We start from the raw sequence: 25,115 nt of genomic DNA on the forward strand, positions 1-25,115 counted from the left end.
GCGGCGCTCAGGCGTGCCGGGCCGGCCCGTGTCCGCATTGTGTCGCATTCGAGGTGAAGTGATCCTCTTTGTGACTCAGGTCTGACGGGTCGTATCCGTACTTCTGCCGAAGCCTCGCACCGTCTCCACCTGCGGAGATTAGACTCCGCGCATGAGTTCGAACCTGTCCGGTGCCCGGATCGACGCCGCCGCTCATGCCTGGGGAGCCGCTCTGCGCCGTATCGCCGCCGCCGAGCCGCGCATGCGTCAGGAAGCGGCCGCGAACGAGACGTACATGGTCGTCACCGGGAGCCCCGCCGACAGCGTGAACGGTGTCTTCACCTCCGCTCTCCGGCCGGACGCCGGGCAGATCGAGCGTCTCGCGGCCCGGACCGCCGACACCGTGGAATCCTTCCCCGGACCGGTGTCCTGGTGCGTGCAGGTGCGCTCGGACCCGGACGACCGTGTGCGTGAGGTGGCCCGGCGGTACGGCCTGACGAAGCGGGCACGGGAACCCTTCATGCTCAGGGACCTGAAAAGCGCCCCTCCGGTCCCCGGCGACACCGGAGCAATGGAGGTGCGCGTCGTCACGGGGGCGGAGCACGATCTCTACGCCCGTGCCCTCGCCGACGGCTTCGGAGTCCCGAAGGAGGTGTTCGCGCCCCTGTTCACCCCTGCTGTCCTGGATGCCGCCCCGGACATCACCGCGTACGTGGGGGAGGTGCGCGGACAGGTGGTCGGTACCGCGATGACCATCCTCATGGACGGGCATGTCGGGATCTTCAACATCTCCACCGCCCCGGAGCACCGCGGGTCCGGCCACGGACGGCGGATCACGGAGGAGGCGGTGGCCCGTGGACGGGAGGCGGGAGCCGAAACCGCCTATCTGCGCTCATCCGACATGGCTCTTCCGCTCTACCTCTCGCTCGGCTTCGGCGTGGCGGAACACTGGACCTACTTCACCGAGCAGTGACCGTCGCACGACACGGACGCCGCGCGGTCCGTATTGGGCTGGCGGGCAGACGAGTTCCGGTCCCTCGCGGGGGAAGCGGTCCGCGCCGGTGGGTTCCAGCAGCGGGCCGCGTACGGCGGTGACGTCCAGCAGGTCGGTGCGGGTCCGGCCTCGGTGAGGAGGCGGCCGACCTGTGCGGTGAGGGGGTTGGATCTCCCCCGACCCCGGCGTGGGGCGCGTCGCACGATCCGGCCCCTCACACCGCCGCGGGTAGCGCGTGCGGGCCGAGGAGCCGGGGCCGGGTCCAGTACGCCGGCCGGCACCGCGGAAACGATCAAGACGTGCCCAGGTCACCGCCGTCGTACAGGGATCCGTCCGAACGGGTGCCCGTCCCCTCGGTCCGGTTGTTCCCGAGGGGACCGGACCGGATCGTCTTTCCGTGCCCCTTGCACACGGAACCGGTGAATCGTTGTCATCGAGGCTTTTCCCAGGCGCCCTTGGCCCGTGACCTGCCCGTACCACCACAGGTCTGGGATGTGGAACGCGGCATCCGGAAGTCCTCCGACCGCAGGCCGATGTGAACGTCAGGAGACGTATGTCCCACGCAGTCGAGAAAGCACGCCGCGGATTCGGCCGGACGAAGCATCCTGTCTGGAGCGGCGTGGCGTGCGCCACCGCCCTCACGCTCGTCATCCTCGCCCCGCCGGCGGGCGCGAGCACGCCGACCGCCGATTCCGGACGGTCCGCTGCCTCCGCGCTCCCCGGGATCTCCTGGTCGACGCTGAGCGTGGCTCCCGGTGTCCAGGTCCGGACCGGGGTGCTGCGGGACTCCGCCGCCGCCCCGGCGTGGTCGGTCACCGTGCAGGCGCCCGCGGTCAACCGCCTCACCGGCGCCGCCACTTGGGCTCCACTCGGCGACCGCGCGTGGGCGGACGCGACCGCCGCGCGCCTGCGGAGCGCCGGGTTCGAACCGCGGCTGGAACAAGTGACCTGGGACGACTACTCCGACACGCCCCGTGGCACGATGGGCTGGCAGGTCCGGGTCGGGCGGTACGCCACCCAGGCCGAGGCGGGCACCGCCAACACAGCGGTCGTGGCGGCGGGTTTCCGCACCGCGGTCGACTGGACCGGATACGACGGCCGGCAGCGCCCGGACAGTGAGAACATCCACGTCGCCGTGGTGGACCCCGCACGCTTCGCCGGGACGGTCGGGGCGAGCGACGGCGGCAACGTCGCCGACCGGGAGAACACCTCCACGGTGGCCACACGCCTGGGTTCGCTGATCGGTGTCAACGGCGGGTTCTTCATCACCTCCGACGCGGACGGTGTGCAGGGCACGCTCGCCGGTCTGTCCGCGGAACACGGCAGACTCGAGTCGATGGCCGTCGGCTCACGCGCCGCGCTGATCCTGGGCGACGGCGGCCGGCGACCGCGTATCGCCGACCTCTCCACGACCGTCACGGTGCGGGACGGATCCGCCGTGTACGGGGTACAGGGCATCAACCGCGTGCCGGGCAAGGTACGCAACTGCGGTCGGCCCGGCGCCGTCCCCACCGTCGAGCCGCGCCACGACACCACCTGCACCATCGCGGACGACCTCGTGGAGTTCACGCCGGAGTTCCGTGCGCCGCTCCCCGCGGGGGCGGGCGTCCAGGTGGTCCTCGACAAGCGCGGTGCCGTCGTCTCCGTGGGCGAACGGGGCGGTGCGGTGCCCGATCACGGTTCGGTACTCCAGGGCATCGGCGGGGCGGCGGAGTGGCTCACCGGCCACGCCCGGGTCGGCAAGCGCCTGTCGCTCCGCGAGGTGATCCGGGACTCCTCGCACCGGGAGATCAGGCTCGGACCCGACGACAGCATCGTCAGCGCGGCGCCCACGCTGGTCGAGGACGGCCGGGTGCACATCGACGCCGCCACCGAGGGGACGCTCGACCCGCGCGACCTCTCGTTCGGTTTCGCCTGGTCCAACGTGCGCCAGCCCCGGACCCTGGCCGGCATCGACCGGCGGGGCCGGCTGCTCCTGGTGACCGTGGACGGGCGGCAGCCCGGGGTGAGCGAGGGATTCACCCTGGCGGAAGCCGCCCGATTCATGCGGTCGCTCGGTGCCGTGCAGGCGCTGAACCTCGACGGCGGCGGTTCCACAGCGATGGCGGTCGACGGCAAGCTGGTGAACGTCACCTCGGACGCGACGGGCGAACGCGCGGTCGGCGACACGATCCAGGTCCTCCCGAGGCGCCGTACCACCTGACCCCCGACGGTCCCGCGCGAGCGGGGACGGTTCCGGGCCCACCACGCCCGGAACGCGCACGGCCGGAGTGTCCCTCCCCGCCCCGCGGAAGGACCTCCGGCCTCGGCGCCCGATGCCGTGACGCGACGGGTGAAGGCCTGAGGGACAGATGCCGGCCCCACGTCCGCACCGGCACCGGATCCGAAGTCAACGGGTTCCCGCACGGGCGCGGTCAGCCCCGGAGCAGCTCGGCGAGGACTTCGGCCTCGCTGATCTCCGGTTGCTTCGTCGCGGTGACCAGCGTCAGGGTCCGCTCCTCGGCAAGGTCACGCAGATGCGACAACGCCCGCGCACGTTCCGGATCGAGCAACTCCTCGCGGTAGCGGCGCCCGAACTCCTCGAATCGGTCCGGATCATGGTGATACCACTGCCGCAGCTCCGTGGAGGGTGCGACCTGCTTGCACCATTCGTCCAGGTGCGCCTTCGCCTTGGCCAGCCCACGCGGCCAGAGCCGGTCCACCAGCACCCGCGCGCCGTCCGCCCGTTCGGGCACCTCGTACGCCCTGCGCACCCGCACTTGAGCCTCGTGATCCACTGTCATGAGCGACCTCGTCACCGGATTCTCGTTCCACGCTCCGGACCCATACTCCGTGTCACCGACAGGCGCAAGGCGCACGTGGCCCGGACGCGGGCACTACTACCCAGCGTCCCTCCGCGCGTCTGCCGGCGCCACTGCGGACCCGCTCACCCGCCGCCGTCCCTCCCGCTTCGGAGGTCCGGCTAGACGCCGAGAGGCGCCCGCGACCGGACGTGGCCGACGGGCCCCTCGTCCGGCCTCACGACCGGATCGCCTGCCGGGACTGGAGTTGAGGAACCGTCAGGACCCTCCCCAAGGCTGTTGGCAAGGGCTGTTCACTCGAAGGGATTGCTGCCGGGCGACGCCGTTCCGTGCCTGGTGCGATTGCCGTACGTTCTCCGAACTGCCACACGCATAGGGTGGTGTTCGGTGGGCCGGACAGGGGAGAGGGCGGCAACGGGGTGGACGCGGATGACAAGTGGGGCGCGCATGCGGCATGCCGGACTACCGATCCGGAGGAGCTGTTTGTCGAAGGCGCTACGCAGAACAGTGCGAAGGCCGTCTGTACCGGCTGCCCGGTGCGGACCGAATGCCTCGCTCACGCCCTCGATCGCAGGATCGAGCACGGGGTGTGGGGCGGCATGACAGAGAGGGAGCGGCGCGCGTTGCTGCGCCGTCGGCCGACGGTGACCTCCTGGCGGCGGTTGCTCGAGGCGGCGCGCACGGCGTACGACCGGCAGGCTCGGCCGGGTGACGGCGGACGCTCGACCGTCGCAGGCTGAGGCCTCCGCGGCACCCTGCTCGGCCCGCGCCACCCCGCCCGGCCCGCGCCACCCCGCTCGGCCCGCGCCACCCCGGTGTCGGCTGACCGAGCGCTTGCTTCGCCGCGAGGTCCAGAAGCGTCCGGAAATTGATCCGGAGCGCACCCGGCATCACGGGCGCTGCCGTCCGGCGCGCCGTATGCCCTTCTCCCCTCACCGCTCGAAGCACTCGGCGCGCCACACGACGGGACCGGGCCGAGCGGCACCGGCTGCTCCAAGGGCACGAGCGACAGGGCAACTTTCGGCCGTGATCGACTACTTGCGGAGGAGCAAAGTCGAGACGCGACGGCTACGCTGTGGGCCTTTTGGGGAGAATTCACTCTTTCGTGGTGAGGCTGGCGCCGACCAGTTCGAGCCGTCGCTGTGACGTGCGCCACTCCTGGGGGCCGTGAGGCCTCTGTTCGGGATCGGCGGTGAGACGTAAAGGTGCAGCTCGCCCCGCGTGGCGGCGCGTCGGGACGATCACGGTGCGCACCCTCTGTTGATCAGTGCGTAGTTTTCGCTGTTCTGCGCATGCGTGTTCGGCCGTTCGGCCCGGTTGAGTGGTCGTCACCCAGCGGCGGCGCGGTGGCCCGGCGTTCGCCTTGTTCTGTCCGGCCTTTGCTAGATCTGAAGAGGACGCAAGAAGACTCATGACCGACGATCTCCGCGCGGAGGATGGCGGCAGTCCGGTGGCCGAGGCCGTGTTGCCTCTGCCTCTGGAGTTCGAGGCGCTCTACCTCGCCGCCCAGGATGACTTCCACCATTACGCCTTGCTCTACCTCGGCACCAACGACGCTGCCGAAGAAGCCGTGCACCGAGCGTTCCTGGAGATTCTGCGCCACTGGGACGCTCTGCTCGAGGAGCACAACCTGCTCCAGCAGACCTGGGCGATCGTGCGCCGGGTCGTCATATCGCAGTCGCTGATCGGATTCCGCCGGGAACTGGCGCTGCTGCGGAGCGACATCGGCCTGTGGAAGGCCCTGAGCGCGCTGCCGCCGCGTCAGTTCGACGCGATCGTCATGCGCTACGTACTGGACTGCGACACCAAGAGGATCAGCTGGTACATGGGGGTCACGGCCAGCACCGTCGACTACCACTGCCGCAAGGCCAAGGAACGCCTGCAGGGCGCTGTGCCCTCGCACATCAAGAAGGAAGGGGACCGCAGGTGACGAGTGTGGAGGAGTTGCTGGCAAGGGCCGGCAGGACTGTGCGGGAGGACCGTCGCGCCTTCGATGTGGGTGCCGGCCTACGCCGTCTCGCCGAGGACGCCGGCTATGTGCCGGCCGACCGGGGCATGCCGACCGTCTCGCGGGCCCGGCATCAACTGCGGGTGGTGGCACGCTGGGTCCTCAACCACCGGCAGGCCGCCAGGCACGTGGAGCGGTTGGCCGCGGCCATCGGGGAGGACGGTCCGGAAGAGGGCTGCGCGCCGCTGGCCGACCTCGATGTCGACGGCGCGCAGGTCTTCGCGTGCATGCTCCATCTCGCCGGGCATCCGGAGAGCGCCCAGTTCTGGTGGCAGTTGGCCGCGGGTGCCGACCACGGGGGGGCCGCCTACTGCCTGTACCTGCATCACCTGGGCCGGGGGGAGATCCAGGAGGCCGACTTCTGGATCTATCAGCTGAAGTACTGCTTCAACGGGCCCGACGACGATTTCATCAAGGGCATGGGGCAGTTCGCCTTCCACGTCCGTCATCACTACCCGACGCCGCCCTCCTCGCGGCACGGTCTGACGGCCGAGGTGGAGCGCCTCGCCACCCGTGACGACACCGGCGACGTCCTGGTGTGCCGGCCCGACCGCGAGATCGCGGACCGCCTGCAGGACTGCGCTCCTCCCCACTGAGACCACACCGACGGACGGGTGCCATGTTCACCTCTCTTCCACGCGGTGCCTCCGCCGGCGGGAACAGCCGCCGCCGACGCCGCGCCCGGATTCGTACCGGCGGGTGCCGCTCGCCCCGGTGCGCGGGACACAGCGGAGCCGAGGCCCCGGAAACGGACCTCGGCTCGTGGGATCGAACTGCTGTTATGTGATCAAAGATGGCGCGCGGTGGGGCTGGTCCCGGCGTCGGCGGACGCCGGCACAACAGGGGTGGGCAACGATGTCATATGCCTGTCGGGCTTCTCACGCGGTGTGATCCTGCAGGGCGGTCGCGACCTGCGCCTGAGCACGAGCCAGGTAGGCCGTGCGCGCCTCCTGGAACTCGGCGCTGGCCACGCGTTCCCGGATGTAGCTGTCCATTCCCTCGCGAATGATCGCGTTGGCGGTCACGGACTGGATGGCTGCCACAGCATGGATCCGCTCCAACAACTGGCTCGGGAAGCGGACAGAAACGACGACCTGCCGGTCTTTTTCCTCGGTCTTCTTGCGCTCGTTGGGCACGGAGTTCCCTTCGGTCGGGGCCGAGGCAGCCCCGGGTCCACACCAGGATCGGGGCTTGCCTCCCGCTTTGAGGTGCGCGCGCTGCGCGCGACTGTCTGAGCACCCTAGGCTACGCGACTTCGTGAAGTGCGCGTCGGAGTTCGTCCAAACCCGGCTACGTATACAGGTTTTGTGGAGGTGCGCACAAGATCTCCACTGTGGCCTAGGACACTTCAAGTCGTCTGACGCGTCATAAGCTTCCTGTAGTGCAACATGAGATGCTCCAGATGAGTGTCATGACGCTCATCCAGTAGTCTCGGAGCGGACCGAAGCAGGCCACGACCGCTCACTCGCAACCAGCAAGTGATGAAGAGGAGTTGAATCCCTTGATGAGCAAGCCTTTCCCCGGCGACGGCGTGGAGGTGCCCTACCGGGCTGACGGCATAGCAGGCCTCAGCGCTTCCACGATCTTCGGAACGCTTCGAACCATCCGTCAGGAACTCGAACAGGGCCAGGACGCCGACCAGAAGCTCCCTCAGGACGACGAACTGCGCCACGTCCGTGCCCTGGAGAGCCTTGACGATCCATGCCCTCCTTGGAGCGGCCGAGCAGGGCAGACCCGCTTCTGGGACACCTTCGAGGCATCCCTCATGCCGCGCATCGTGGGTGCCGTCCACACGGCTCTCGAGCGGGTGAGCAACACCGCGGGCGTCCCGATCACCGTCATCGGCGCCAAGGGCAGCCTGGAGGAACGCACCGAAGAGTTCCGGGAACACATCCTCAGCGGCAGGCCCGTGGTGTCGATCTCCGCCACAGGCTGTCTGCGCCGCCTGTTCGTCACCGGCGACGCCAACGCCGCGTCCCTGTCCGTGCTGGTGTGGCTCCCCGACCACCCCTTGCACGCGGCCGCCGTGACCGCGGAATCGGCCCTGATGTCCGACTGCACCAACGCCCACCGGCTCCTGCCGTCCGGCACCTGGATCCAGATGCTCGGCGAGCCCCTGGTCCCCGACCCCGAACCCGGCTACATCGTCCTGCCCCGATCCGTCACAGGGCTCGAGAAGCGACTGCGCCGCGAATACCAGAACCTGATCGTCGTCGACGACACGAGCTCGGCGATCATCCAGGCCGTCCTGAGCCGGGCCGTGCCGGCCGCCATCCACTTCTCCGAAGGCGTCCTCAACAGCGCCATCGTGCTGGTCTCCGCCGGGCACGGCATGGCCGTCCGCCTCTACAGCAACGGCGGCAACGTCACCGAGCCCTGGGGCGCCAGCAAGATCCTCTACAAGGCCGCCACCGGCAACACCCCCTTCGTCGAAGGCCTCGTCATCGCCCGCGACGAAATCACCGCCCGCCGCCTCGGTCGCATCGTCGAGGACGAAACGGACCGCCTCCGCCAACCGGACCTCACCGACGACCTCAACGACCTCGACGACCGCGACGACCGCGACGACGAGGACCTGTAACCCCGAACGTCCGATCACGCATACCTGGCCCCCTTCACGGCCGACCCCCTCGGCCCCGCGTCCAAGGACCTACCCGTGAGCGAGCACCTGACCCTCATCGAGCCCCACAGCAACGACACCGGACCCGGCCCGGCCTGGAGCCTGATCCCGCCCCGCGCGGTCCGCCAACTGCTCTACAAGAGGCTCAAGAACGTGCGGCGGCCGGGCGGAACTCTCGCCCTTCCCGCCATCACCACCACGAGCACCCTCTACTTCACCCATGTGCTGCCCCACAGCGACGCCCCGGTAGCGCTCGGCCTCACCGCTCTCGTCGTCCTGTACGACTCGGTCGTCACTGTGTGCCGCACCTGGTACAGGACGAGGGCGACGACCTCGGCAGAGCAGAAGGTGACTCCGACGTCCGCGCGCGCCATCTGACGCACGCCCCGTCACCGCGTCCCGCCACGGTGCCCCGCCCGCAGAGTCGGGGCACCCCTGACCGAAGTGCCCCGGGCGACGGATCGCCCACCACCCTGTCGGTCACGGTGCACCGCACCGAGGGGACCCGCTCCAGCCGTGGTGCTGAGCGGTCACCCGCACGGTGATCTTCTGGGCCCTGTCGGCCCTGTCGGCCCTGTCGGCCTTGTCGGCGTCGCCCCTCAGTCGGCCCGTGGCCGTCTTCAGGCGCCGGCGCCGCCGTCCACCGGCACGATCGCGCCGGTCACCATCGAGGCCCGGTCGCTGAGCAGCCACGCGGCCACCTCGGCGACCTCGCGCGGCTCGGCCATCCGACCGAGCGGGATGCTCGCGTTGATGCGCTCGACCACGCCCGGGGACGCCGCCTCCCACTTGTCGATCATCTCCGTCGCGGTGCCGCCGGGGGTGATGCCGTTCACGCGGATCCCCTGCCGCCCCCAGGTCACGGCGGCGGTCTCGGTGATGCTGTTCAGCGCGCGCTTCATCGCGCCGTAGGCGGGGAGCTCCGGGTTCGCGCGGCGGCTGCCGATGCTCGAGGTGTTGACGATCGCTCCGCCACCGCCCCGGCGCATGAGCGCGGCCTCGACCGTCATCGCGGTCCAGTGCGCACGGAAGTTCACCGCGAACTGCTCCTCGATGTCCTCGTCGCTCGTCGTGTCGAGCGGGCCGGGCTGTTGAATCGCCGCGCCGTTGTTGAACGCGCCGTCGAGCCGTCCGTGCAGCTCCTCGACGCGGTCGACCGCCGCGCGGACGCTCGCACGGTCGGCGAGATCCACCGTCACGGCATCCGCGACGCCGCCTTCGGCCTGGATCCCGGTGACGATCCGCTCGAGGGCTTCGGTGCTGCGGGCGGCGAGGACGACGGCGGCGCCCTCGCGTGCGAAGAGGCGGGCGGCGGCCGCCCCGATACCGCGGCTGGCGCCCGTGATGAACACCACCTTGCCGGTGAGCAGGCCGATGGGTGCGATGTCGCTGTCGCTGTCGTTCGTCATGGGTCCAAGCATCGGGCCGGCTTCCGGACGGATGCAGGCACAGGCGGTACCAGGATCCGCCGCCGCGCCGCGTGCAGACTTGGGGTATGGACAAACAGGAGCTCGGGGCGTTTCTCCGTAGCCGTCGCGAGCGGCTCCGGCCGGAGGACGTGGGCCTCCCCTCCGGCGCGCGACGCCGGACACCGGGTCTTCGCCGCGAGGAGGTCGCGGTTCTCGCGCACATCTCCACGGAGTACTACGTCCGGCTGGAGCAGGGCCGGGCGCCGCGGCCGTCGGGCGAGGTCCTCGCCGGGATCGGAGGCGCGCTGCGGCTCACGGACACCGAGTCCGATCACCTCCACGTCCTCGCGGGCACCGCTCCGAGCCGTAGCGGACTGCACCGGCGCGACGTCCGCCCGAGCATCCTCGCGCTCCTCGAGCGGCTGCCGCAGACGGCCGCTTTCGTGACCTCCGCCGTCTTCGAGGTGCTCGCGTGGAACGACCTCGCGGCCGCGCTCATGGAGAACTTCGCCGAGCTCGCCCCGGAGGACCGCAATCTCGCGCGCCGGGCATTCCTCGGGCCGGCCCGTTCCGGCGCGACGCTGTACGGGGTCTCCGACGCCGCGGAGTTCCGGCATCACGTCGTCATGCGGCTCCGGCTCACCCTCGCCCGGTACCCGTCCGATCCCGCGGTGACGACGCTCGTCGACGAGCTCCGCGACGGCAGTCCCGAGTTCGCCCGGCTCTGGGAGCGGCACGACGTGCAGGCCGCGCCGATGCTCACGAAGACCTTCCGTCACGCGGTCGTCGGGGAGCTCACCGTCGACTGCGACTCGCTCGCGCTCACGGACCACGACCAGTACCTCGTGCTCTACACCGCGCCGCCCGGATCCCGTGACGCCGAGGCGCTGGCTCTTCTGAACGTCCTGGGAGCCGAGGGCGTCGACGCGAGCAGGTCGTTCTGACGGACCCGCACGCGCCGGATCTGGGGTGCGCTCCTTCTGAGGAGCGGGAGGTGCCGGCCGTGGAGCGGGAGGTGCCGGCGTGGAGCGCCAGGTGTCGACTCGGCCATGTCCCGGCATAGCGTTCACTGTCAATCCATTGCAATGAACTCTGTCTGAGTCGTTGCATTCTCCGCAAGACGGTTGCAACGAACTTCGAGCATCTACCTGCAATGATGGGGATTTCGCGCAAGAAGGCTGTTGTCGGATCCGTAAATGCAACGTAGCGTTTCTGTCATCGGAAAACGCGAGCCGGAAGGGCGCGCGATGCAGGAGAAGGAGAGCACGATGCAGAAGTTCGACACCCCCGCCCCCGTCTCGGCCGTCCTCGACATCCCCGCGGGACGCATCCGGTTCATCGCCGCCGACCGCGCCGACACCACGGTCGAGGTCCTCCCCGCGAACGCTTCCAAGAGCCGCGACGTGAAGGCCGCGGAACAGGTCCGGGTCGCCTTCGGTGACGGCGTCCTGCGCATCGAAGCGGCACCGGCGAAGAGCCTGCTCCTCGGGAGCAGTTCAGGATCCGTCGAGGTCACCGTCCAGCTTCCGGTCGGCTCCCGCGTCGAGGCGAAGGCGGCCGCCGCCGAGTTCCGGGGCGTGGGACGTCTGGGCGACGTCGCCTTCGAGGGTGCCCAGGGCACGGTCAAGCTCGACGAGACCGCGGGCGCCCGCCTCACCCTCATGGCCGGCGACATCTCCGTAGGCCGCCTCGGAGGCCCCGCGGAGATCAGCACCCAGAAGGGCGACCTGAACATCGCCGAAGCCACCCGCGGCACCGTCACCCTGCGCACCGAGTCCGGCGACATCACGGTCGGCGCCGCCCGCGGCGTCTCCGCTTCCCTGGACGCCGGCACCGGCTACGGCCGGATCGACAACGCACTCCAGAACGCCGACGGCATCCCCGGCCTGACCATCCAGGCCACCACCGCCCAGGGCGACATCACCGCCCGCAGCATCTGACCCACGGCGACCTCACCACCCGCAGCCTTCGAAGGAGTCCCCTCATGACCAACCTGGCCATCGCGGCGTACGGGTTGCGCAAGTCCTACGGTGACAAGGTCGTGCTCGACGGCGTCGACCTGACGGTCCCCGAAGGAACCGTCTTCTCGCTGCTCGGCCCGAACGGCGCCGGCAAGACCACCGCGGTCAAGATCCTCTCCACGCTCATCACCCCCGACGCCGACTCCGGCCAGATCCACGTCGGCGGCCACGACCTTGCCTCCCGGGCACAGGCCGCACGCGCCGTGATCGGTGTCACCGGTCAGTTCTCCGCCGTCGACGGTCTGATCACCGGTGAGGAGAACATGCTCCTCATGGCCGACCTGCACCACCTGTCCAAGGCCGAGGGCCGGCGCACCGCCGCCGAACTCCTGGAGCGCTTCGACCTGGTGGAGGCGGCGAAGAAGCCGGCCTCCACCTACTCCGGCGGCATGAAACGCCGCCTGGACATCGCGATGACCCTGGTCGGCGGCCCGCGCATCATCTTCCTGGACGAGCCGACCACCGGCCTGGACCCGCGCTCGCGGCACACCATGTGGCAGATCATCCGCGAACTCGTCGTCGGCGGCACCACGGTCTTCCTCACCACCCAGTACCTGGAGGAGGCCGACGAGCTCGCCGACCGCATCGCGGTGCTCCACGACGGGAAGGTCGCCGCGGAGGGCACCGCCGAGGAACTGAAGCGGCTGATCCCCGGCGGACACGTCCGGCTCCGCTTCACCGACCCGGACGCCTACCGGTCCGCCGCCCTCGCACTGCGCGAGGCCGCCCGGGACGACGAAGCCCTCGCCCTGCAGATCTCCAGCGGCGGCACCCAGCGCGAACTGCGCTCCCTCCTCGACCGGCTGGACACCGCCGGCATCGAGGCCGACGAACTGACCGTGCACACCCCCGACCTCGACGACGTCTTCTTCGCCCTGACCGGCAGCACCGATGTGCCGAACCAGCCGAACCAGCCGAACCAGGCCAAGGAGGCCCTGCGATGAGCTCCTTCTCCCTCGCCGTGCGCGACTCGTCCACGATGCTGCGCCGCAACCTGCTCCACGCCCGGCGCTACCCCTCCCTCACCCTGAACCTGCTGCTCACCCCCGTCATGCTGTTGCTGCTCTTCGTCTACATCTTCGGCGACACCATGAGCGGCGGTGCGGGCCGCTCCGCCTACATCGCCTACATCGTGCCGGGCATCCTGCTGATGACGATCGGGTCCACGGTGGTCGGCACCGCCGTCTCCGTCGCCACCGACATGAACGAGGGCATCATCGCCCGCTTCCGCACGATGGCCATCCACCGCGGGTCCGTGCTGTTCGGACACGTCGTCGGCAGCGTGCTGCAGGCGATCATCAGTGTCGTCCTCGTCGGCGCGGTCGGCGTGGCCATGGGCTTCCGCTCCACGGACGCCACCGTTCTGGAATGGCTCGCGGCATTCGGGCTGCTCGCTCTCTTCGCCCTGGCGTTCACCTGGATCGCGGTCGGCATGGGCATGGGCAGCCCCAACGCCGAGGCAGCCAGCAACAACGCCATGCCGCTGATCCTCCTGCCCCTCATCTCCAGCGCCTTCGTCCCCCTGGACTCCATGCCCGGCTGGTTCCAGCCGATCGCCGAGTACCAGCCCTTCACCCCGGCCATCGAAACCCTGCGCGGACTTCTCCTCGGTACGGGGATCGGCAACAACTGGTGGATCGCCCTCGCCTGGTGCCTGGGCCTGACCGTCCTCGGCCACCGCTGGTCGAAGGCACAGTTCGACCGCGACCCCAAGTAGCCGGCATGACCACGCGGACCTCACCCGCGGACCCGTTCCACCCCAAGGCGCCGTACTCCGACATCCCGTCGGAATACGGCGCCTCGCGTCGTTCTCCGCCGTCTGCCGGGCTCGCACGGCCGAGGTCGCCGCACGCCCACCGTGGCGCCAACTCCGGTCAGGAAAAGGCGTGATGCCATCTCCGAGTACGATGCTGCGCAATACCCGTGATCCCCCTCGTGCGCCGGAGCCCGTCATGACGACCGACACCCCCCAGCCACCGCAGATCGACACCTCCAACGCGCATCCCGCGCGTGTCTACGACTGGCTTCTCGGTGGCAAGGACAATTACCCCGTCGACGAGGCCGTGGGTGAGAAGCTGCCGCCGGAAGCACGCGACGCGGCCCGGCAGAACCGGCAGTTCATGCAGCGCGCCGCCGGGTGGCTCGCCACTCAGGGCGTCGACCAGTTCCTCGACATCGGCACCGGCATACCCACGGCGCCGAACCTGCACCAGATAGTCCAGCAGATCACTCCTACGGCGAAGGTCGTCTACACCGACAACGACCCGATCGTGCTGCGGCACGCACAGGCACTGCTGACCAGCGGTCCCGAAGGGGCTACGGACTACATCCAGGCCGATGTGCGGCAGCCGGCGGCGATCCTCGAACGTGCCCGCGCGGTACTGGACTTCGAGCGCCCGATCGCACTGTCGTTGATCGCCCTGATGCACTTCATCCCCGACGAGCAGGACGCGCACGGCATCGTCCGCGACCTGGTCGCCACCCTGCCGTCCGGAAGCTACCTGGTGATGTCGCACGCCTCGTCCGACCTGTATCCGGAACTGGCGGAGATGGTGACCGCCGAGTACGCCAAGGGCGGCATCCGCCTCGGCTTCCGTACCCGCGCGGAGGTCGCCCGCTTCTTCGACGACCTCGACCTCGTCGATCCCGGACTGGTCACGGCGCCCGAGTGGTTCAGGACGGACCCGGCGCCCGTCGCGGAGGGCAGCGGTATCTACAGCGCGGTGGCCCGCGTCCGCTGACGCCCCGCGTCCCCTGACGCCCCCGCCCTCCACGAGGCCGGGGGCTACGGGAGGTTCGTTCGTCGTGGAGACGGGACGGCCCGGATCCGAAGCCGATCTGACGCTCCGTCCACGGGTGGCCGGGTCCTCATGCGGTCCCGGCCACCCGTCCGCACCCCGTCCCCACCCTCCGGGGCCGCCGTCAGACAGGGAGGACGGCCACCACGTCGATCTCCACGAGAATGTTCATCAGGTCCGAGCCGACCGTCGTACGGACCGGGCAGGGATCGGCGAAGAACGGCCGGTAGGCGGCGTCGAACTCGGCGAAGTCCCGCCGTAGCTCCTGCAGATGCACCGTCACCTTGACGACGTCGTCCAGGCTCAGCCCCCGCTCGGCCAGCACCGCCCGGATGTTCCGGAGCACCTGCCGGGTCTGGTCCGCCACGCCCTCGGGCATGGCCCCGGTCCGCGGGTCCTGGGGACCGAAGCCGGCCGTGTACAGGAAGCCGCCGGCGACCACGGCCTGGCTGTACGCCCCGGCCGGCCGGGGCGCGTCCCCCGTGTGAACCGCTTCCTTCCTCATCCGGTCAGGTCGCCTTCCCGCTCGTTGACCCCGGCGAAGTGGCGCAGTTTCTCCTCGTCCACGTTCACCCCCAGGCCGGGACCCGTCGGCACCCGCAGGCGGCCGTTCTCGAGATGCAGTGGTTCGATGATGTCGTCGGCGTGCAGGTAGTACATGCTGTCGATCGCGCGGGAGAGCACGGGTGTGCTGGAGACGACGGCGAGATGCGCGGCCGTCGCGATGCCCAGCTCACCGCCGCTGTGCAGGTTCATGCCGAGCCCGAACGTCTCGCAGTGGGCGGCCAGTGCCTTGGTGGCGGCGATGCCGCCCCACTTGTAGACGTCGCCGTGGATGACGTCGACCGCGTTCAGCCGCATGGCGGGGGCGAAGTCCTCGAACCGTACGACGCACATGTTGGTGCACAGCGGGATCCGGACCTTCGCCCTCACCTGGCTCATGCCGTCGATGCCGACACAGGGGTCCTCCAGGTATTCGAGGTCCAGCTCCTCGAGGGCGATCCCGGCGCGTATCGAATCGGGTACGGACCAGGCCGCGTTGGGGTCCACCCGAAGGTTCACCTCGGGCAGCGCGGTGCGCAGCGCCCGCATGATGGCGACATCGCCCGCCGCGTCGGTGCTGCCCTTGAGTTTGACGGCGCCGAACCCGCCTTCGGCGACCACGCGCGCCGCGTGGTCGGCGAGTTGTCCGGGAAGCGCGTCGGCGCTCGCGCCGGGTGCGTCGGCGCGGGTCACCAGGGCGGTGATGGGGACCTCGTCCCGGACGGGTCCGCCCAGCAGGTCGGTGACGGACCGTCCGGTCGCCTTGCCCATGGTGTCCCAACAGGCCACGTCGAGTGCGGCGATGGCCGCGTATCCGAGATAGCCGTGGAAGAAGGGCACCATGTGCTGCTTGCGGTGGAAACTCTCCAGGGCGAACGGGCTGGTGCCGATCAGATCGCCGGCGATCGCGCGGACGATCGCCGCGACGGGCCGGCCCCACATCGTCTCGCCCCAGCCCTCGACACCGTCGTCGGTGCGGATCCGTACGACCGTGCGGGTCTCCCCGGTCTTGGTCTCGAACGAGCTGGTGAACGGATTGAGCAGGGGCAGGTTGACCACCCATACGTCGACGTCAGTGATCTTCATTCTTCTCCTCGGTTCGGATGGTGGCCGCGTCGAACGCGCGGATCGCCCGGGCGAGTCCCCGGGCCCTGTCGTCCAGGAGCCGGTGCCCCGACGCGGCGTCGGCGCCGGAGGCGTCGTCCGTCGATCCGCCGACCCGCGCCCATTCGCCGTGGCGCTCCACGGTCAGTCCGGGGTACGGCGGATTGTCGAAGAGGGGCGGGGGCTCGACGGGGGCCCGGGGCGCGACCGGGGTGCGGACGAGGGCGGGGTGGGCGGCGAGCATCAGGGAGGTCTCGAACCAGCCGGCGTGTCCCGGGGTGACCTCGGGCCTGCCCTCGTCGGGTCCGTCGTCACCTGCCGTGATCGTCCAGTACGAGCAGGCGGCGACCGTGACGTCGGCGCGCAGCGCGAAGCGCTTCACGGCGAGTCGCATGATCTCGTCGTTGCCGCCATGGCCGTTGACGACCATGATCCGCCGGTATCCGCTGGTGACCAGGGAGTCGAGGACGTCGTCGAGTACGGCGCCCAGCGTCGCGGCGGACAGGGAGACGGCGGCTGCGAACAGGTGGTGCGGGCTGTGGCCGAACGGCAGGGCGGGCAGCCGGACCAGCTCTGACTCGGCCGGATGCTCGGTGAGCAGCGCGGCCGCGCGGTCGAGTACCGCCTCGGCGAGGAGGGTGTCGGTGCCCATGGGCAGGTGGGTGGCGTGCTGTTCCTGTGACCCGATGGGCAGCAGCGCGATCGCGCGCGTGCCTGCTTCGCGTACTTCGTGCCAGGTCAGCTCGGTCAGATCTCTCACAGCGCTATCTCCCTGAAACCCTGCCGTGGCAGAGTCGGCGCATGGTCCATGAACGTTTTCCGTTGCGGTTGGTTCCCGAGCCGGCGCCGGGGCCGGTCGCGCCCCGCTCGCCACGGATGCTCGGTGGGGTGGAACTGGTGCCCGGACGGGTCAGGGCGGCCGTGCTGAGCATGTCCGGCACAGTGGTGCGGCGGGCCGAGGCGTCGTACGACGCGGCGACGGCTCTGCCCGCCGACATCGACGCGGCGCTCGCGCTGGCCGCCGGAGTCTTCGACGGGCACGACCTGGTCGGGGTGGGCGTGGCGGCCGCCGGGCTGGTGGATCCCGGTGCCGGCCTGATCAACGAGGTCAACGACGTGCCGGCGCTGCACGGTTATCCCCTGACCGCGCGGCTCGGCGCGCTGACCGGTGCGCCGGTGCGGGTCGAGCACCGGGCCAGGTTGCAGGTGCTCGGCGACCGCTGGTTCGGGGCCGGGCGCGGACGCCGGACGTTCGCGTCGGTGTCGACCGGGGAGGTGCTGGGGGTCGGCATCCTGTACGACGGCGAGGTGCTCGCCCCGGCCGGTGGCCGCAGCGGCGCCCACATGACGGTGTCGGCCAGTGGCGACACGTGCACCTGCGGCGGCCGCGGCTGCTGGAAGACGGTGGCCACCACCCGTTGGCTGCGGGCCCGGGCCCGTGCGGCCGGACTCGGCGACGGGGTGTCGCTCGCCGCGCTGGTGGAGCGCGACGACGAGCCGGCCCGGCGCACGGTCGCGGAGTACGCCGCGAACGTGGCCCTGGGTCTGGTCAACGTCCAGCAGCTGTTCGCGCCCGGGTTGTTCGTGCTGCACGGTGAGGCACGCGAGGGCGGTGAGCGGTTCCGCACCCTCATCGAGGAGCGGCTGCGCTCGGACGGCGCGTCGGTCGGCGCCGAGCTGCCGCAGGTGGTGGTGAGCGGGGCGGCCGTGGACGATGTCGCCCTGCTGGGCGGCGCCGGTCTGGTGCTGTCCCACCTCTAGACCGCCTCCGTACGGGCGCGGCGGGCGCGGCGCGGGTCGGGCAGGGGAACGGCGTCCAGCAACTGCCGGGTGTACGGGTGCCGCGGATCGCGGAAGACGTCGGCCGCGTCGCCGACCTCCACCAGCCTGCCCTGCCGCATCACGGCGACCCGGTCGGCCACCTGCCGGACGACGGCCAGGTTGTGGGAGACGAAGACGTAGGTCAGACCGAGGCGCTGTTGCAGCTCCGCCAGCAGGTCGAGAACCTGTGCCTGGACGGACACGTCGAGCGCGCTGGTGGGTTCGTCGAGTACGACGAGGCGGGGTTCGAGCGCGAGGGCGCGGGCGATGGAGACGCGCTGGCGCTGGCCGCCGGAGAACTCGTGCGGGTAGCGGTCCTGGATCCCGGCCGGCAGCCCCACCGACTCCAGCAGCTCGCCGACGCGTTCGCGGGTGCGGGCCCTGCCGCGCCGGCCGCGCGCCTGAGGGTCGTGGGTGACCAGCGGCTCGGCGACGATGTCGGTGATCCGCATACGCGGGTTCATGCTGGAATACGGGTCCTGCAGCACGACCTGCATCTGGCGCCGCACGGCGCGCAGTCGGGCCGGCGAGAGGGCTCCGAGATCCTGCCCGTCGAACCGGACACTCCCGGCGGTCGGCTCCAGCAGCCGCAGGAGCAGCCGGGTCAGCGTGGTCTTGCCGCAGCCCGATTCCCCGACCAGGGCCAGGGTCTGCCCCTCGGCCACGGTCAGGGACACGTCGTCGACCGCCACGTGCGGCGGCTTGCCGCCGAACTCCTTGCGGAGGTGGTCCAGTTCGAGCAGCGTCATGCCGACTCCAATCGTGGGGTCGCGTCCAGCAGCCGACGCGTGTAGTCCTCGGCGGGGTGGTCGAAGACGTCCATGACGTCACCGCTCTCCACGACCCGGCCCGCGTTCATGACCACGACCCGGTCGGCCGTCTCGGCGACGACGCCGAGGTCGTGGGTGATCAGTACGACGGCCATGCCGTGTCGTCTCTGGAGTGCGACGAGCAGATCCAGGATCTGGCGTTGCACGGTGACGTCGAGCGCGGTGGTCGGCTCGTCGGCGATGAGGGCGCGCGGCCGCGCCACCAGTGCCGTCGCGATCATCACGCGCTGGCGCAGTCCGCCGGAGAGTTCGTGCGGGTACTGCCGGTAGCGGCGTTCGGGGTCGGGGACGCCGACCTCGTCCAGTGCGGCGAGCGCCGCCGCTCCGGCCTCGGCGCGGGAGAGACCACGGTGGTGTCGCAGCACCTCGGCGACCTGGGTGCCGACCCGCTGGAGAGGGTCGAGACTGGTCATCGGATCCTGGAAGATCATGGCGATGTCGTGGCCGCGGATCGCGCACAGTTCCTTCTCGCTCACGGCGAGCAGGTCGCGGCCCTCGAAGCGGATCTCTCCGCCCGTGTAGCGGCACGGCGGTGCGGGGTTGAGGCGCAGCACGGACAGTGCGGTGGCCGTCTTGCCGCTGCCGGACTCGCCCACGACGGCGAGTGTCTCGCCGGCGCCGACCTGGAGGCTGACGCCCCGGACGGCGTGCACGGTGGAGGCGTCGAGCCGGAAGTCGACGCTCAGGTCGTCGATTTCGAGGACGGGTGGGCTGGGAACGGGCGTGGTGCGGGCGGGTGTGACGCGGTCGTCTGTCATCGGCGGTATGCCTTCGGGTCCGCGACGTCGCGCAGGGCGTCGCCGGTGATGTTGACGGCTAGTGAGGTGATCATCAGGGCGATGCCGGGGAACACCGCGACCCACCAGGAGGTGCCGAGGTAGAGCTGGCCGTCGGCGAGCATCGAGCCCCAGGTGACGGTTTCCTTGGGCACACCGAGTCCGAGGTAGCTCAGGGAGGCCTCGGCCACGATGGCGGCGGCGACGTGCAGGGTGGCGATGGTGGCGAGCGGAGCCATGACGTTGGGCAGGAGATGGCGCCGCATGATGACGCCGTCGGTGACGCCGATGGCGCGTGCCTCGGTGATGAAGTCGCGTGAGCGCAACGACATCACCTCGGAGCGCACGACGCGGGCGTAGGACACCCAGCCGGTGAAGCCGAGGACGAGAATCACGTACCAGAGTCCGGAGCCGAGGAAGCCCACGATGGCCAGGGCCAGCAGGATGGCGGGGAAGGCCAGTTGGACGTCGGCGAGCCGCATGAGGATCCGGTCGGGCCAGCCGCCGAAGTAGCCGGAGGCGAGGCCGACCGCGGTGCCGATCACTCCGGCGAGCAGGGCGGCGCCGGCACCGACCAGGAGGGAGACACGAGTGCCGTAGATGACGCGGGAGAGCATGTCGCGGCCGAGCTGGTCGGTGCCGAGCGGGTGCGCGCCGCTGCCGCCGGACTGCCAGGCGGGTGGTTCCAACCGCAGGAGCAGGTCTTGGGAGTTGGGGTCGTACGGGGCGATCAGCGGTGCGAAGAGCGCGAAGACCAGCATGATCGCGAGGACGACGAGTGCGGCCACGGCGAGTCTGTTGCGGAGCAGGGTCTGCAGGGCGGCGGCGCGTGGGCTGCGTCCCGCCGCGGCCGCGGGTGCGGCGACGGTCGGTGGTGTGGCGGTCATCGGGACGTCCTCACCCTCGGGTCGAGGAAGCTGTAGGAGAGGTCGACCAGCAGGTTCACCACGACGAAGGTCGCGGCGAAGAGCAGCACGGTGGCCTGGACGAGCGGGAAGTCGCGGTGCGAGATGGCCTCGATCGTCAGTTGTCCGACGCCGGGCCAGGAGAAGACCTGTTCGGTGAGGATCGCGCCGCCCAGCAGACTGCCGACCTCCAGACCGACCACGGTCACCACCGGCAGCGACGCGTTGCGCAGGCCGTGGGTGAGCACCACCTTGAGCGGGCCGAAGCCTTTGGCGCGCGCGGTACGGATGTGATCGGAGGACAGGACGTCGATCAGGGAGGAGCGCAACAACCGTGCGACGACGGCGACGGAGTAGACCGCGAGGGTGATCGCCGGCAGGACGAGATGGGCGAACGTGCCGTAGCCGGAGGCGGGAAGGGCGTGCAGGCCGACGGCGAAGACCAGGATCAGCAGGATGCCGACCCAGAACGGTGGGGTGGACTGCCCGAGCAGCACCATGGTCATCACGCCCCGGTCGGAGGCCCGGCCGCGTCGCATCGCCGCGAAGATGCCCGCGGGGATCGCGATGACGAGGGTCACCACCAGTGCGGCCGCCGCGAGTTGGAGGGTGGCGGGGAGCCGGTCGGCGAGCACGGTGCGCACGGGCTCGTTGTAGAAGAGGGAGTTGCCGAAGTTGAGGCGGGGCAGCCCCCACAGGAAATCGACGTACTGGGTGAACAGCGGCCGGTCCAGGCCCAGGGAGCCCCGGAGTACGGCTTCCTGCTGGGCGGTCGCGTCCGGCGGGAGCAGCAGTTTGACGGGGTCCCCGGAGAGCCGGACCAGGAAGAACGACACGGTCGCCGTGCACAGCAGCACGAGCAGGGCGGTGCCGAGCCGGACGAGGACGGTGCGCAGCAGCCGTACCGCGTCCCGGTCGCGGGTCCGGACGCGGGGGCCGCCGTCGTGGGTGGCGTCCGGCCGCCGCCGGAGGGAGAGTTCGGTCATCGGGAGACCTCCGCGCTCGCCATGGCCAGGACTCCGGCGGGGCCCGGTTTCCAGCGGGGGCTCTGGTTGCGGGCGTAGATGTTGTCGAGTTGGTAGAGGAAGACGAACGGCGCTTCCCGCTGCATCAGCCGTTGCAGGTCGGAGAAGGCCTTGGTGCGCTCGGCCGGGTCCACGGACAGTTCCTCGATGTCGACGAGCCGGTCCGCCTCCTCGGAGTGCCAGCGGCTCTGCCGGCGGTCGCTGCGCACGTTCGACTGGATCATGCTCTCGCCGTCCAGCGTCCAGATGGTGCTCGCGGCGAGGTACATCGGACCGAGCGCCGCGTGGTTGGAGGAGGTGAGACGGCTGGAGTACGTCCCGGGGTCCAGGAGGTCGACCCGTGCGCGCACGCCCGCCTTGGCGAGGAGTCCGGACAGCGCCTCGGCGACGTTGGAGTCGATGTTGGAGGCCGTGAGCGTGGTGCTGAAGCCGTTGGGATAGCCGGCTTCGGCGAGCAGTTCGCGTGCCGTCCGCACCGAGCGGGTGAACGGTTTGACGGACGGGTCGAAGCCGAAGGCGCCGCGTGGGATCATCGCGGGCACCTCGCGTGCCTTGCCGCCGAGGACCGCTTTGATCAACAGCGGTACGTCGACCGCGTGGTTGAGCGCCTGTCGCACCCGGCGGTCGCCGAGCGGTCCGCTGTCCAGCGTGTTGAGCGAGAGGTACGAGGTGCGGATCCCGCTGAACCCGTCCAGGGTGACGCCGGTGTAGCCCTCGAGTTGCTGGGCCGCGTCGGGGGTGAGTCCCGCCACGAGGTCGACCCCGCCGCTCTGCAGGGCGGCGAGCGAGGACGAGGCGTTGGGTGCCGGGCTGAAGACGAGTTCGTCGACATGCGGCCGGCCGGCCCAGTGCTGCGGGAAGGCCCGCATGCGCAGTTCGTGGTCACGCTGCCAGCGGACGAAGGTGAAAGGCCCGGTGCCGACCGGATGGGAGGCGAACCCCTGGTCCCCGGCCTCGGCCAGATAGCGCGGCGGGACGACCACCCCGCCGAAGAGGGAGAGCTTGTCCGGCAGGATCGGGTCGTGCAGCGTCGTGTGGACGTCCACGGTGAGCCGGTCGACGACCGAGACGCTCTTCACGTAACGCAGCTCGACGATCGGTGACTTGGTCCTGGGATCGAGCAACCGCTCGATGGAGAACTTCACCGCCGCGGCGTCACAGACCTCACCGTTGTGGAACCTCACACCGGGGCGCAGGGTGAAGCGCCAGGTGCGCTCGTCGCGTGCCGTCCAGGACAGCGCGAGCCGCGGGTGCAGCTTGTTGTCGCGGCCCCGGGTGGTCAGGGTGTCGAACATGTTGATCAGGGCGTTCATCGACACCATGTCGCCCTGCTTCTGCGGGTCCATGGTCACGGGGTCCCCGGGCTGCGACACCCGTAGGACGTTGCCCGCGCCGCTCGCGGGGTCGGCTCCGCACCCCGCCAGCAGCGGGGGCGCGGCGAGAGCCGGCAGGACCAGGCCGGCCAGGCGCAGGACGTCGCGGCGCGGGCGGCTGCGGTCCGGGGCCCGCTCCTGACGTATACGTTCCATTGAGCAACACATCCGTTCCGTCAGATGGAATGCGGTTGCGTTAAGCTAAGCGACATGTCGAAAGCGGTCAACACCCGTGCCAGCGAGCCAGAGCCCGCGAAGGGCCCCGTCGACAAGGCAATGGAGGTGCTCGAAGCACTCGTCGAGACAGGCGGCCCGCACCGGTTGGGGGAGATCGCACGGCGCACCGGGCTCACCAAGCCGACGGTCCACCGTCATTTGCGGACCCTCGCCGAGTACGGCTTCGCACAGCCGGCGGAGGGCGGCAGCTATCGCGCGGGTCCCCGGCTGCTCGGTCTGGCCGCCGCCGCACTGCACGACAGCCGGGATCTGGCACTAGCCCGTCCGGTGCTCACCGATCTGCGCCGGCGGACCGGCCTGCTCGCGCAGTACGCCGTGCGCCACGCCGACGACGCGGTGCTGCTGGCACAGTCCGAGCCGGCCAGGGAGTACCGGATGTACGCGCGGCCCGGTAACCGCGTCCCGCTCCACAGCAGCGGGACGGGGCTGGCGATGCTCTCCGTCCTGCCGGCCGACGAGGCGGACACCCTGTTGGAAGCGGGCCCGCTCGCCGCCCGCACACCGCACACCCCCACCGACCCGGCGGCACTCCGCACCCTGCTGCGGGAGGCGGCCGGGGTCGGTTACGCCGTGGACGACGAGTACGAGGAGCTGGACGTACGGTCGGTGGCGGCGCCCGTGGTCGACGGCGAGGGACACGTCGTGGGCGCCATCGGCATCTCGGGCCTCACCTTCACGCTGGACGAGCAGAGTGTGGAGATGTTCGGCCCGATGGTGCGCGCGGCCGCCCGTACGGTGTCGGCGGGTCTGGGCGGCAACCCGCCCGCGTTTCGCGTGGTCGACGTGGACGCCGAGGACGGTGAACTCGCGTGAGCACACTGGAAGACATCCTCGTCGCGGGGCGAGCCCGGCGGGTGTACTCCGGCGCGGCCTGGTCCGTGGGTACCGCGGCGGGGCCACTGGATCGGGGCTGGACCGGCACCCGCGCCTGGGACGGCCCACCCCTCGAAGGCGACGAACGGTGGGACCTGGCGTCGGTGACGAAACCGATCGTCGGACTGGCCGTGATGGCCCTCGTCGAGCGCGGCGCGCTGGATCTCACCGGCGTCGTGGGCACCTATCTGCCGGACTACCGGGGCGGTGACAAGGCAGACCTGACGGTCGCGCAGCTGCTCACCCACACCTCGGGCCTGCCGGGTCAGGTGCCGCTCTACCGCGAACACCCCACCCGGACAACCCTGTTGGAAGCGCTGCGGCTGCTGCCGCTGCGGACGGAGCCCGGCACCCGGGTCGAATACTCCTCGCAGGGCTTCATCCTGCTCGGGCTCATCGCCGAGAGCGCGGCCGGTGCGCCGCTGGACGAACTGGTCGACCGGTTGGTGTGCGCACCACTCGGCATGAAGGAGACCGGCTTCACCCCGGACCTCGCACTCCGGGCACCGGCCGTGGCCACCGAGGACTGCCCCTGGCGAGGACAGGTGGTGGCGGGCGAGGTGCACGACGAGAACGCCGTGGTCCTGGGCGGAATCGCCGGGCACGCCGGGCTGTTCGCGCCACTCGCCGACATGGAACGGCTCGGCCGCTCCCTGGCGGGCGGGGCACCCGAACTCCTGCGCCCGGAGACCTTCGCACTGATGACGGCCGCCCACACGGACGACCACGCCCTGCGGCGCGGACTCGCCTGGCAGGGGCAGGATGCGGTCGGGTCACCCGTGGGGCCGTCCTTCGGCCCCGACTCGTTCGGCCACACCGGATTCACCGGCACGAGCATCTGGGTCGACCCGGCGGCCGGCCGCTACGCCGTGCTGCTGACGAACCGGGTGCACCCGTCAAGGGACGGCGACGGCATCGTGGCCGTCCGACGCGCCTTCCATACGGCGGCGCACGCTCTGAGCTAGGGCGCGTTGCGTTCATGGACGCCCAACTAGGCA

The 25,115-nt window shown here is 70.5% G+C and carries 26 protein-coding genes; 15 read left to right on the forward strand and 11 right to left on the reverse strand.

The features are described from left to right. The first annotated feature begins 151 nt into the window (after window positions 1–151). Both OG199_RS40700 and OG199_RS40705 read left to right on the forward strand, forming a co-directional pair. Window positions 152–952 (forward strand): GNAT family N-acetyltransferase, encoded by an 801-nt coding sequence (locus tag OG199_RS40700; RefSeq protein ID WP_401803299.1) that lies wholly within the window; start codon window positions 152–154, stop codon window positions 950–952. A 574-nt stretch (window positions 953–1,526) separates the two neighbouring features. Next, complete coding sequence (locus tag OG199_RS40705; RefSeq protein ID WP_405833943.1) at window positions 1,527–3,176, forward strand: phosphodiester glycosidase family protein; 1,650 nt, start codon at window positions 1,527–1,529, stop codon at window positions 3,174–3,176. Window positions 3,177–3,387: 211 nt separating this feature from the next. Here the strand turns inward: OG199_RS40705 and OG199_RS40710 are convergent, their stop codons facing one another. Continuing rightward, window positions 3,388–3,756, reverse strand: coding sequence for a DUF488 family protein (locus OG199_RS40710; RefSeq protein WP_356805135.1), 369 nt, complete (start codon window positions 3,754–3,756; stop codon window positions 3,388–3,390). Between the two features lie 437 nt (window positions 3,757–4,193). Between OG199_RS40710 and OG199_RS40715 the strand changes: the two genes are divergently transcribed. The 3 genes from OG199_RS40715 to OG199_RS40725 all read left to right on the forward strand — a co-directional run bounded on the left by OG199_RS40715 (window position 4,194) and on the right by OG199_RS40725 (window position 6,378). Continuing rightward, window positions 4,194–4,514 carry a WhiB family transcriptional regulator gene (locus OG199_RS40715; protein WP_356805134.1) on the forward strand — a complete coding sequence of 107 codons (321 nt, stop codon included), beginning with the start codon at window positions 4,194–4,196 and terminating at the stop codon, window positions 4,512–4,514. A gap of 671 nt (window positions 4,515–5,185) precedes the next feature. Next, entirely contained in the window at window positions 5,186–5,704 is a 519-nt protein-coding gene (locus tag OG199_RS40720; protein ID WP_356805132.1) for a sigma-70 family RNA polymerase sigma factor, read from the forward strand. Further along, the gene (locus OG199_RS40725) at window positions 5,701–6,378 is read left to right on the forward strand and encodes a hypothetical protein (RefSeq protein WP_356805130.1); all 678 of its coding nucleotides are present in this window, start codon (window positions 5,701–5,703) and stop codon (window positions 6,376–6,378) included. Before OG199_RS40720 ends, OG199_RS40725 begins: the two co-directional genes overlap by 4 nt. Window positions 6,379–6,660: 282 nt before the next feature. Here OG199_RS40725 and OG199_RS40730 read toward each other — a convergent pair whose 3' ends face one another. After that, window positions 6,661–6,918, reverse strand: coding sequence for a hypothetical protein (locus tag OG199_RS40730; RefSeq protein ID WP_266696258.1), 258 nt, complete (start codon window positions 6,916–6,918; stop codon window positions 6,661–6,663). A gap of 368 nt (window positions 6,919–7,286) precedes the next feature. Between OG199_RS40730 and OG199_RS40735 the strand changes: the two genes are divergently transcribed. After that, a complete protein-coding gene (locus OG199_RS40735) occupies window positions 7,287–8,363 on the forward strand; it encodes a hypothetical protein (RefSeq protein WP_405833947.1) in 1,077 nt (358 codons plus the stop codon). 75 nt (window positions 8,364–8,438) lie between these two features. Next, the gene (locus OG199_RS40740) at window positions 8,439–8,780 is read left to right on the forward strand and encodes a hypothetical protein (RefSeq protein ID WP_405833949.1); all 342 of its coding nucleotides are present in this window, start codon (window positions 8,439–8,441) and stop codon (window positions 8,778–8,780) included. 242 nt (window positions 8,781–9,022) lie between these two features. On the opposite strand, the gene OG199_RS40745 is transcribed toward OG199_RS40740, so the two are convergent. Next, window positions 9,023–9,811, reverse strand: a complete 789-nt coding sequence (locus tag OG199_RS40745; protein WP_405833950.1) for an SDR family NAD(P)-dependent oxidoreductase — start codon at window positions 9,809–9,811, stop codon at window positions 9,023–9,025. A gap of 86 nt (window positions 9,812–9,897) precedes the next feature. Between OG199_RS40745 and OG199_RS40750 the strand changes: the two genes are divergently transcribed. The 5 genes from OG199_RS40750 to OG199_RS40770 all read left to right on the forward strand — a co-directional run bounded on the left by OG199_RS40750 (window position 9,898) and on the right by OG199_RS40770 (window position 14,573). Further along, window positions 9,898–10,755 (forward strand): helix-turn-helix transcriptional regulator, encoded by an 858-nt coding sequence (locus tag OG199_RS40750; protein ID WP_356805122.1) that lies wholly within the window; start codon window positions 9,898–9,900, stop codon window positions 10,753–10,755. 324 nt (window positions 10,756–11,079) lie between these two features. Further along, entirely contained in the window at window positions 11,080–11,751 is a 672-nt protein-coding gene (locus OG199_RS40755) for a DUF4097 family beta strand repeat-containing protein (RefSeq protein ID WP_401803282.1), read from the forward strand. 44 nt (window positions 11,752–11,795) lie between these two features. Continuing rightward, complete coding sequence (locus tag OG199_RS40760) at window positions 11,796–12,776, forward strand: ATP-binding cassette domain-containing protein (RefSeq protein ID WP_401803279.1); 981 nt, start codon at window positions 11,796–11,798, stop codon at window positions 12,774–12,776. Continuing rightward, entirely contained in the window at window positions 12,773–13,549 is a 777-nt protein-coding gene (locus tag OG199_RS40765) for an ABC transporter permease (protein WP_356805075.1), read from the forward strand. The genes OG199_RS40760 and OG199_RS40765 overlap by 4 nt, the downstream gene beginning before the upstream one ends. Window positions 13,550–13,784: 235 nt before the next feature. Then, on the forward strand, window positions 13,785–14,573 hold the full coding sequence (locus OG199_RS40770) for an SAM-dependent methyltransferase (RefSeq protein WP_356805077.1): 789 nt from the start codon (window positions 13,785–13,787) through the stop codon (window positions 14,571–14,573). Window positions 14,574–14,754: 181 nt separating this feature from the next. Here OG199_RS40770 and OG199_RS40775 read toward each other — a convergent pair whose 3' ends face one another. The 3 genes from OG199_RS40775 to OG199_RS40785 are packed head-to-tail and all read right to left on the reverse strand — an operon-like array spanning window position 14,755 to window position 17,037. After that, window positions 14,755–15,135, reverse strand: a complete 381-nt coding sequence (locus OG199_RS40775; RefSeq protein ID WP_356805079.1) for a Rid family hydrolase — start codon at window positions 15,133–15,135, stop codon at window positions 14,755–14,757. Beyond that, on the reverse strand, window positions 15,132–16,259 hold the full coding sequence (locus OG199_RS40780) for a mandelate racemase/muconate lactonizing enzyme family protein (protein WP_405833955.1): 1,128 nt from the start codon (window positions 16,257–16,259) through the stop codon (window positions 15,132–15,134). Before OG199_RS40780 ends, OG199_RS40775 begins: the two co-directional genes overlap by 4 nt. Beyond that, window positions 16,246–17,037, reverse strand: a complete 792-nt coding sequence (locus tag OG199_RS40785; RefSeq protein WP_356805083.1) for a creatininase family protein — start codon at window positions 17,035–17,037, stop codon at window positions 16,246–16,248. Before OG199_RS40785 ends, OG199_RS40780 begins: the two co-directional genes overlap by 14 nt. A gap of 116 nt (window positions 17,038–17,153) precedes the next feature. Between OG199_RS40785 and OG199_RS40790 the strand changes: the two genes are divergently transcribed. After that, window positions 17,154–18,038, forward strand: coding sequence for an ROK family protein (locus OG199_RS40790; protein WP_356805102.1), 885 nt, complete (start codon window positions 17,154–17,156; stop codon window positions 18,036–18,038). Here OG199_RS40790 and OG199_RS40795 read toward each other — a convergent pair. From OG199_RS40795 to OG199_RS40815, 5 genes are read right to left on the reverse strand one after another with little or no spacing between them, the layout of a single operon-like run. Then, window positions 18,035–18,847: an ATP-binding cassette domain-containing protein gene (locus tag OG199_RS40795; RefSeq protein WP_356805084.1), complete on the reverse strand. Its 813-nt coding sequence runs from the start codon at window positions 18,845–18,847 to the stop codon at window positions 18,035–18,037. The two genes, OG199_RS40790 and OG199_RS40795, sit on opposite strands and share 4 nt — an antisense overlap. Then, the gene (locus OG199_RS40800) at window positions 18,844–19,686 is read right to left on the reverse strand and encodes an ATP-binding cassette domain-containing protein (RefSeq protein WP_405833957.1); all 843 of its coding nucleotides are present in this window, start codon (window positions 19,684–19,686) and stop codon (window positions 18,844–18,846) included. The genes OG199_RS40795 and OG199_RS40800 overlap by 4 nt, the downstream gene beginning before the upstream one ends. After that, window positions 19,683–20,591 carry an ABC transporter permease gene (locus OG199_RS40805; protein ID WP_405833959.1) on the reverse strand — a complete coding sequence of 303 codons (909 nt, stop codon included), beginning with the start codon at window positions 20,589–20,591 and terminating at the stop codon, window positions 19,683–19,685. Before OG199_RS40805 ends, OG199_RS40800 begins: the two co-directional genes overlap by 4 nt. Next, window positions 20,588–21,595 carry an ABC transporter permease gene (locus OG199_RS40810; protein ID WP_405833961.1) on the reverse strand — a complete coding sequence of 336 codons (1,008 nt, stop codon included), beginning with the start codon at window positions 21,593–21,595 and terminating at the stop codon, window positions 20,588–20,590. Before OG199_RS40810 ends, OG199_RS40805 begins: the two co-directional genes overlap by 4 nt. After that, a complete protein-coding gene (locus OG199_RS40815) occupies window positions 21,592–23,163 on the reverse strand; it encodes an ABC transporter substrate-binding protein (protein WP_401803261.1) in 1,572 nt (523 codons plus the stop codon). Before OG199_RS40815 ends, OG199_RS40810 begins: the two co-directional genes overlap by 4 nt. A 54-nt stretch (window positions 23,164–23,217) precedes the next feature. On the opposite strand from OG199_RS40815, the gene OG199_RS40820 reads away from it, so the two are divergent. Together OG199_RS40820 and OG199_RS40825 are read left to right on the forward strand one after the other, a co-directional pair. After that, window positions 23,218–24,057 carry an IclR family transcriptional regulator gene (locus OG199_RS40820; RefSeq protein WP_405833963.1) on the forward strand — a complete coding sequence of 280 codons (840 nt, stop codon included), beginning with the start codon at window positions 23,218–23,220 and terminating at the stop codon, window positions 24,055–24,057. Further along, a complete protein-coding gene (locus OG199_RS40825; protein ID WP_405833965.1) occupies window positions 24,054–25,082 on the forward strand; it encodes a serine hydrolase domain-containing protein in 1,029 nt (342 codons plus the stop codon). The genes OG199_RS40820 and OG199_RS40825 overlap by 4 nt, the downstream gene beginning before the upstream one ends. Window positions 25,083–25,115 lie beyond the last annotated feature (33 nt).

This window comes from Streptomyces sp. NBC_01176 (assembly GCF_045039825.1).
Taxonomy (GTDB): domain Bacteria; phylum Actinomycetota; class Actinomycetes; order Streptomycetales; family Streptomycetaceae; genus Streptomyces.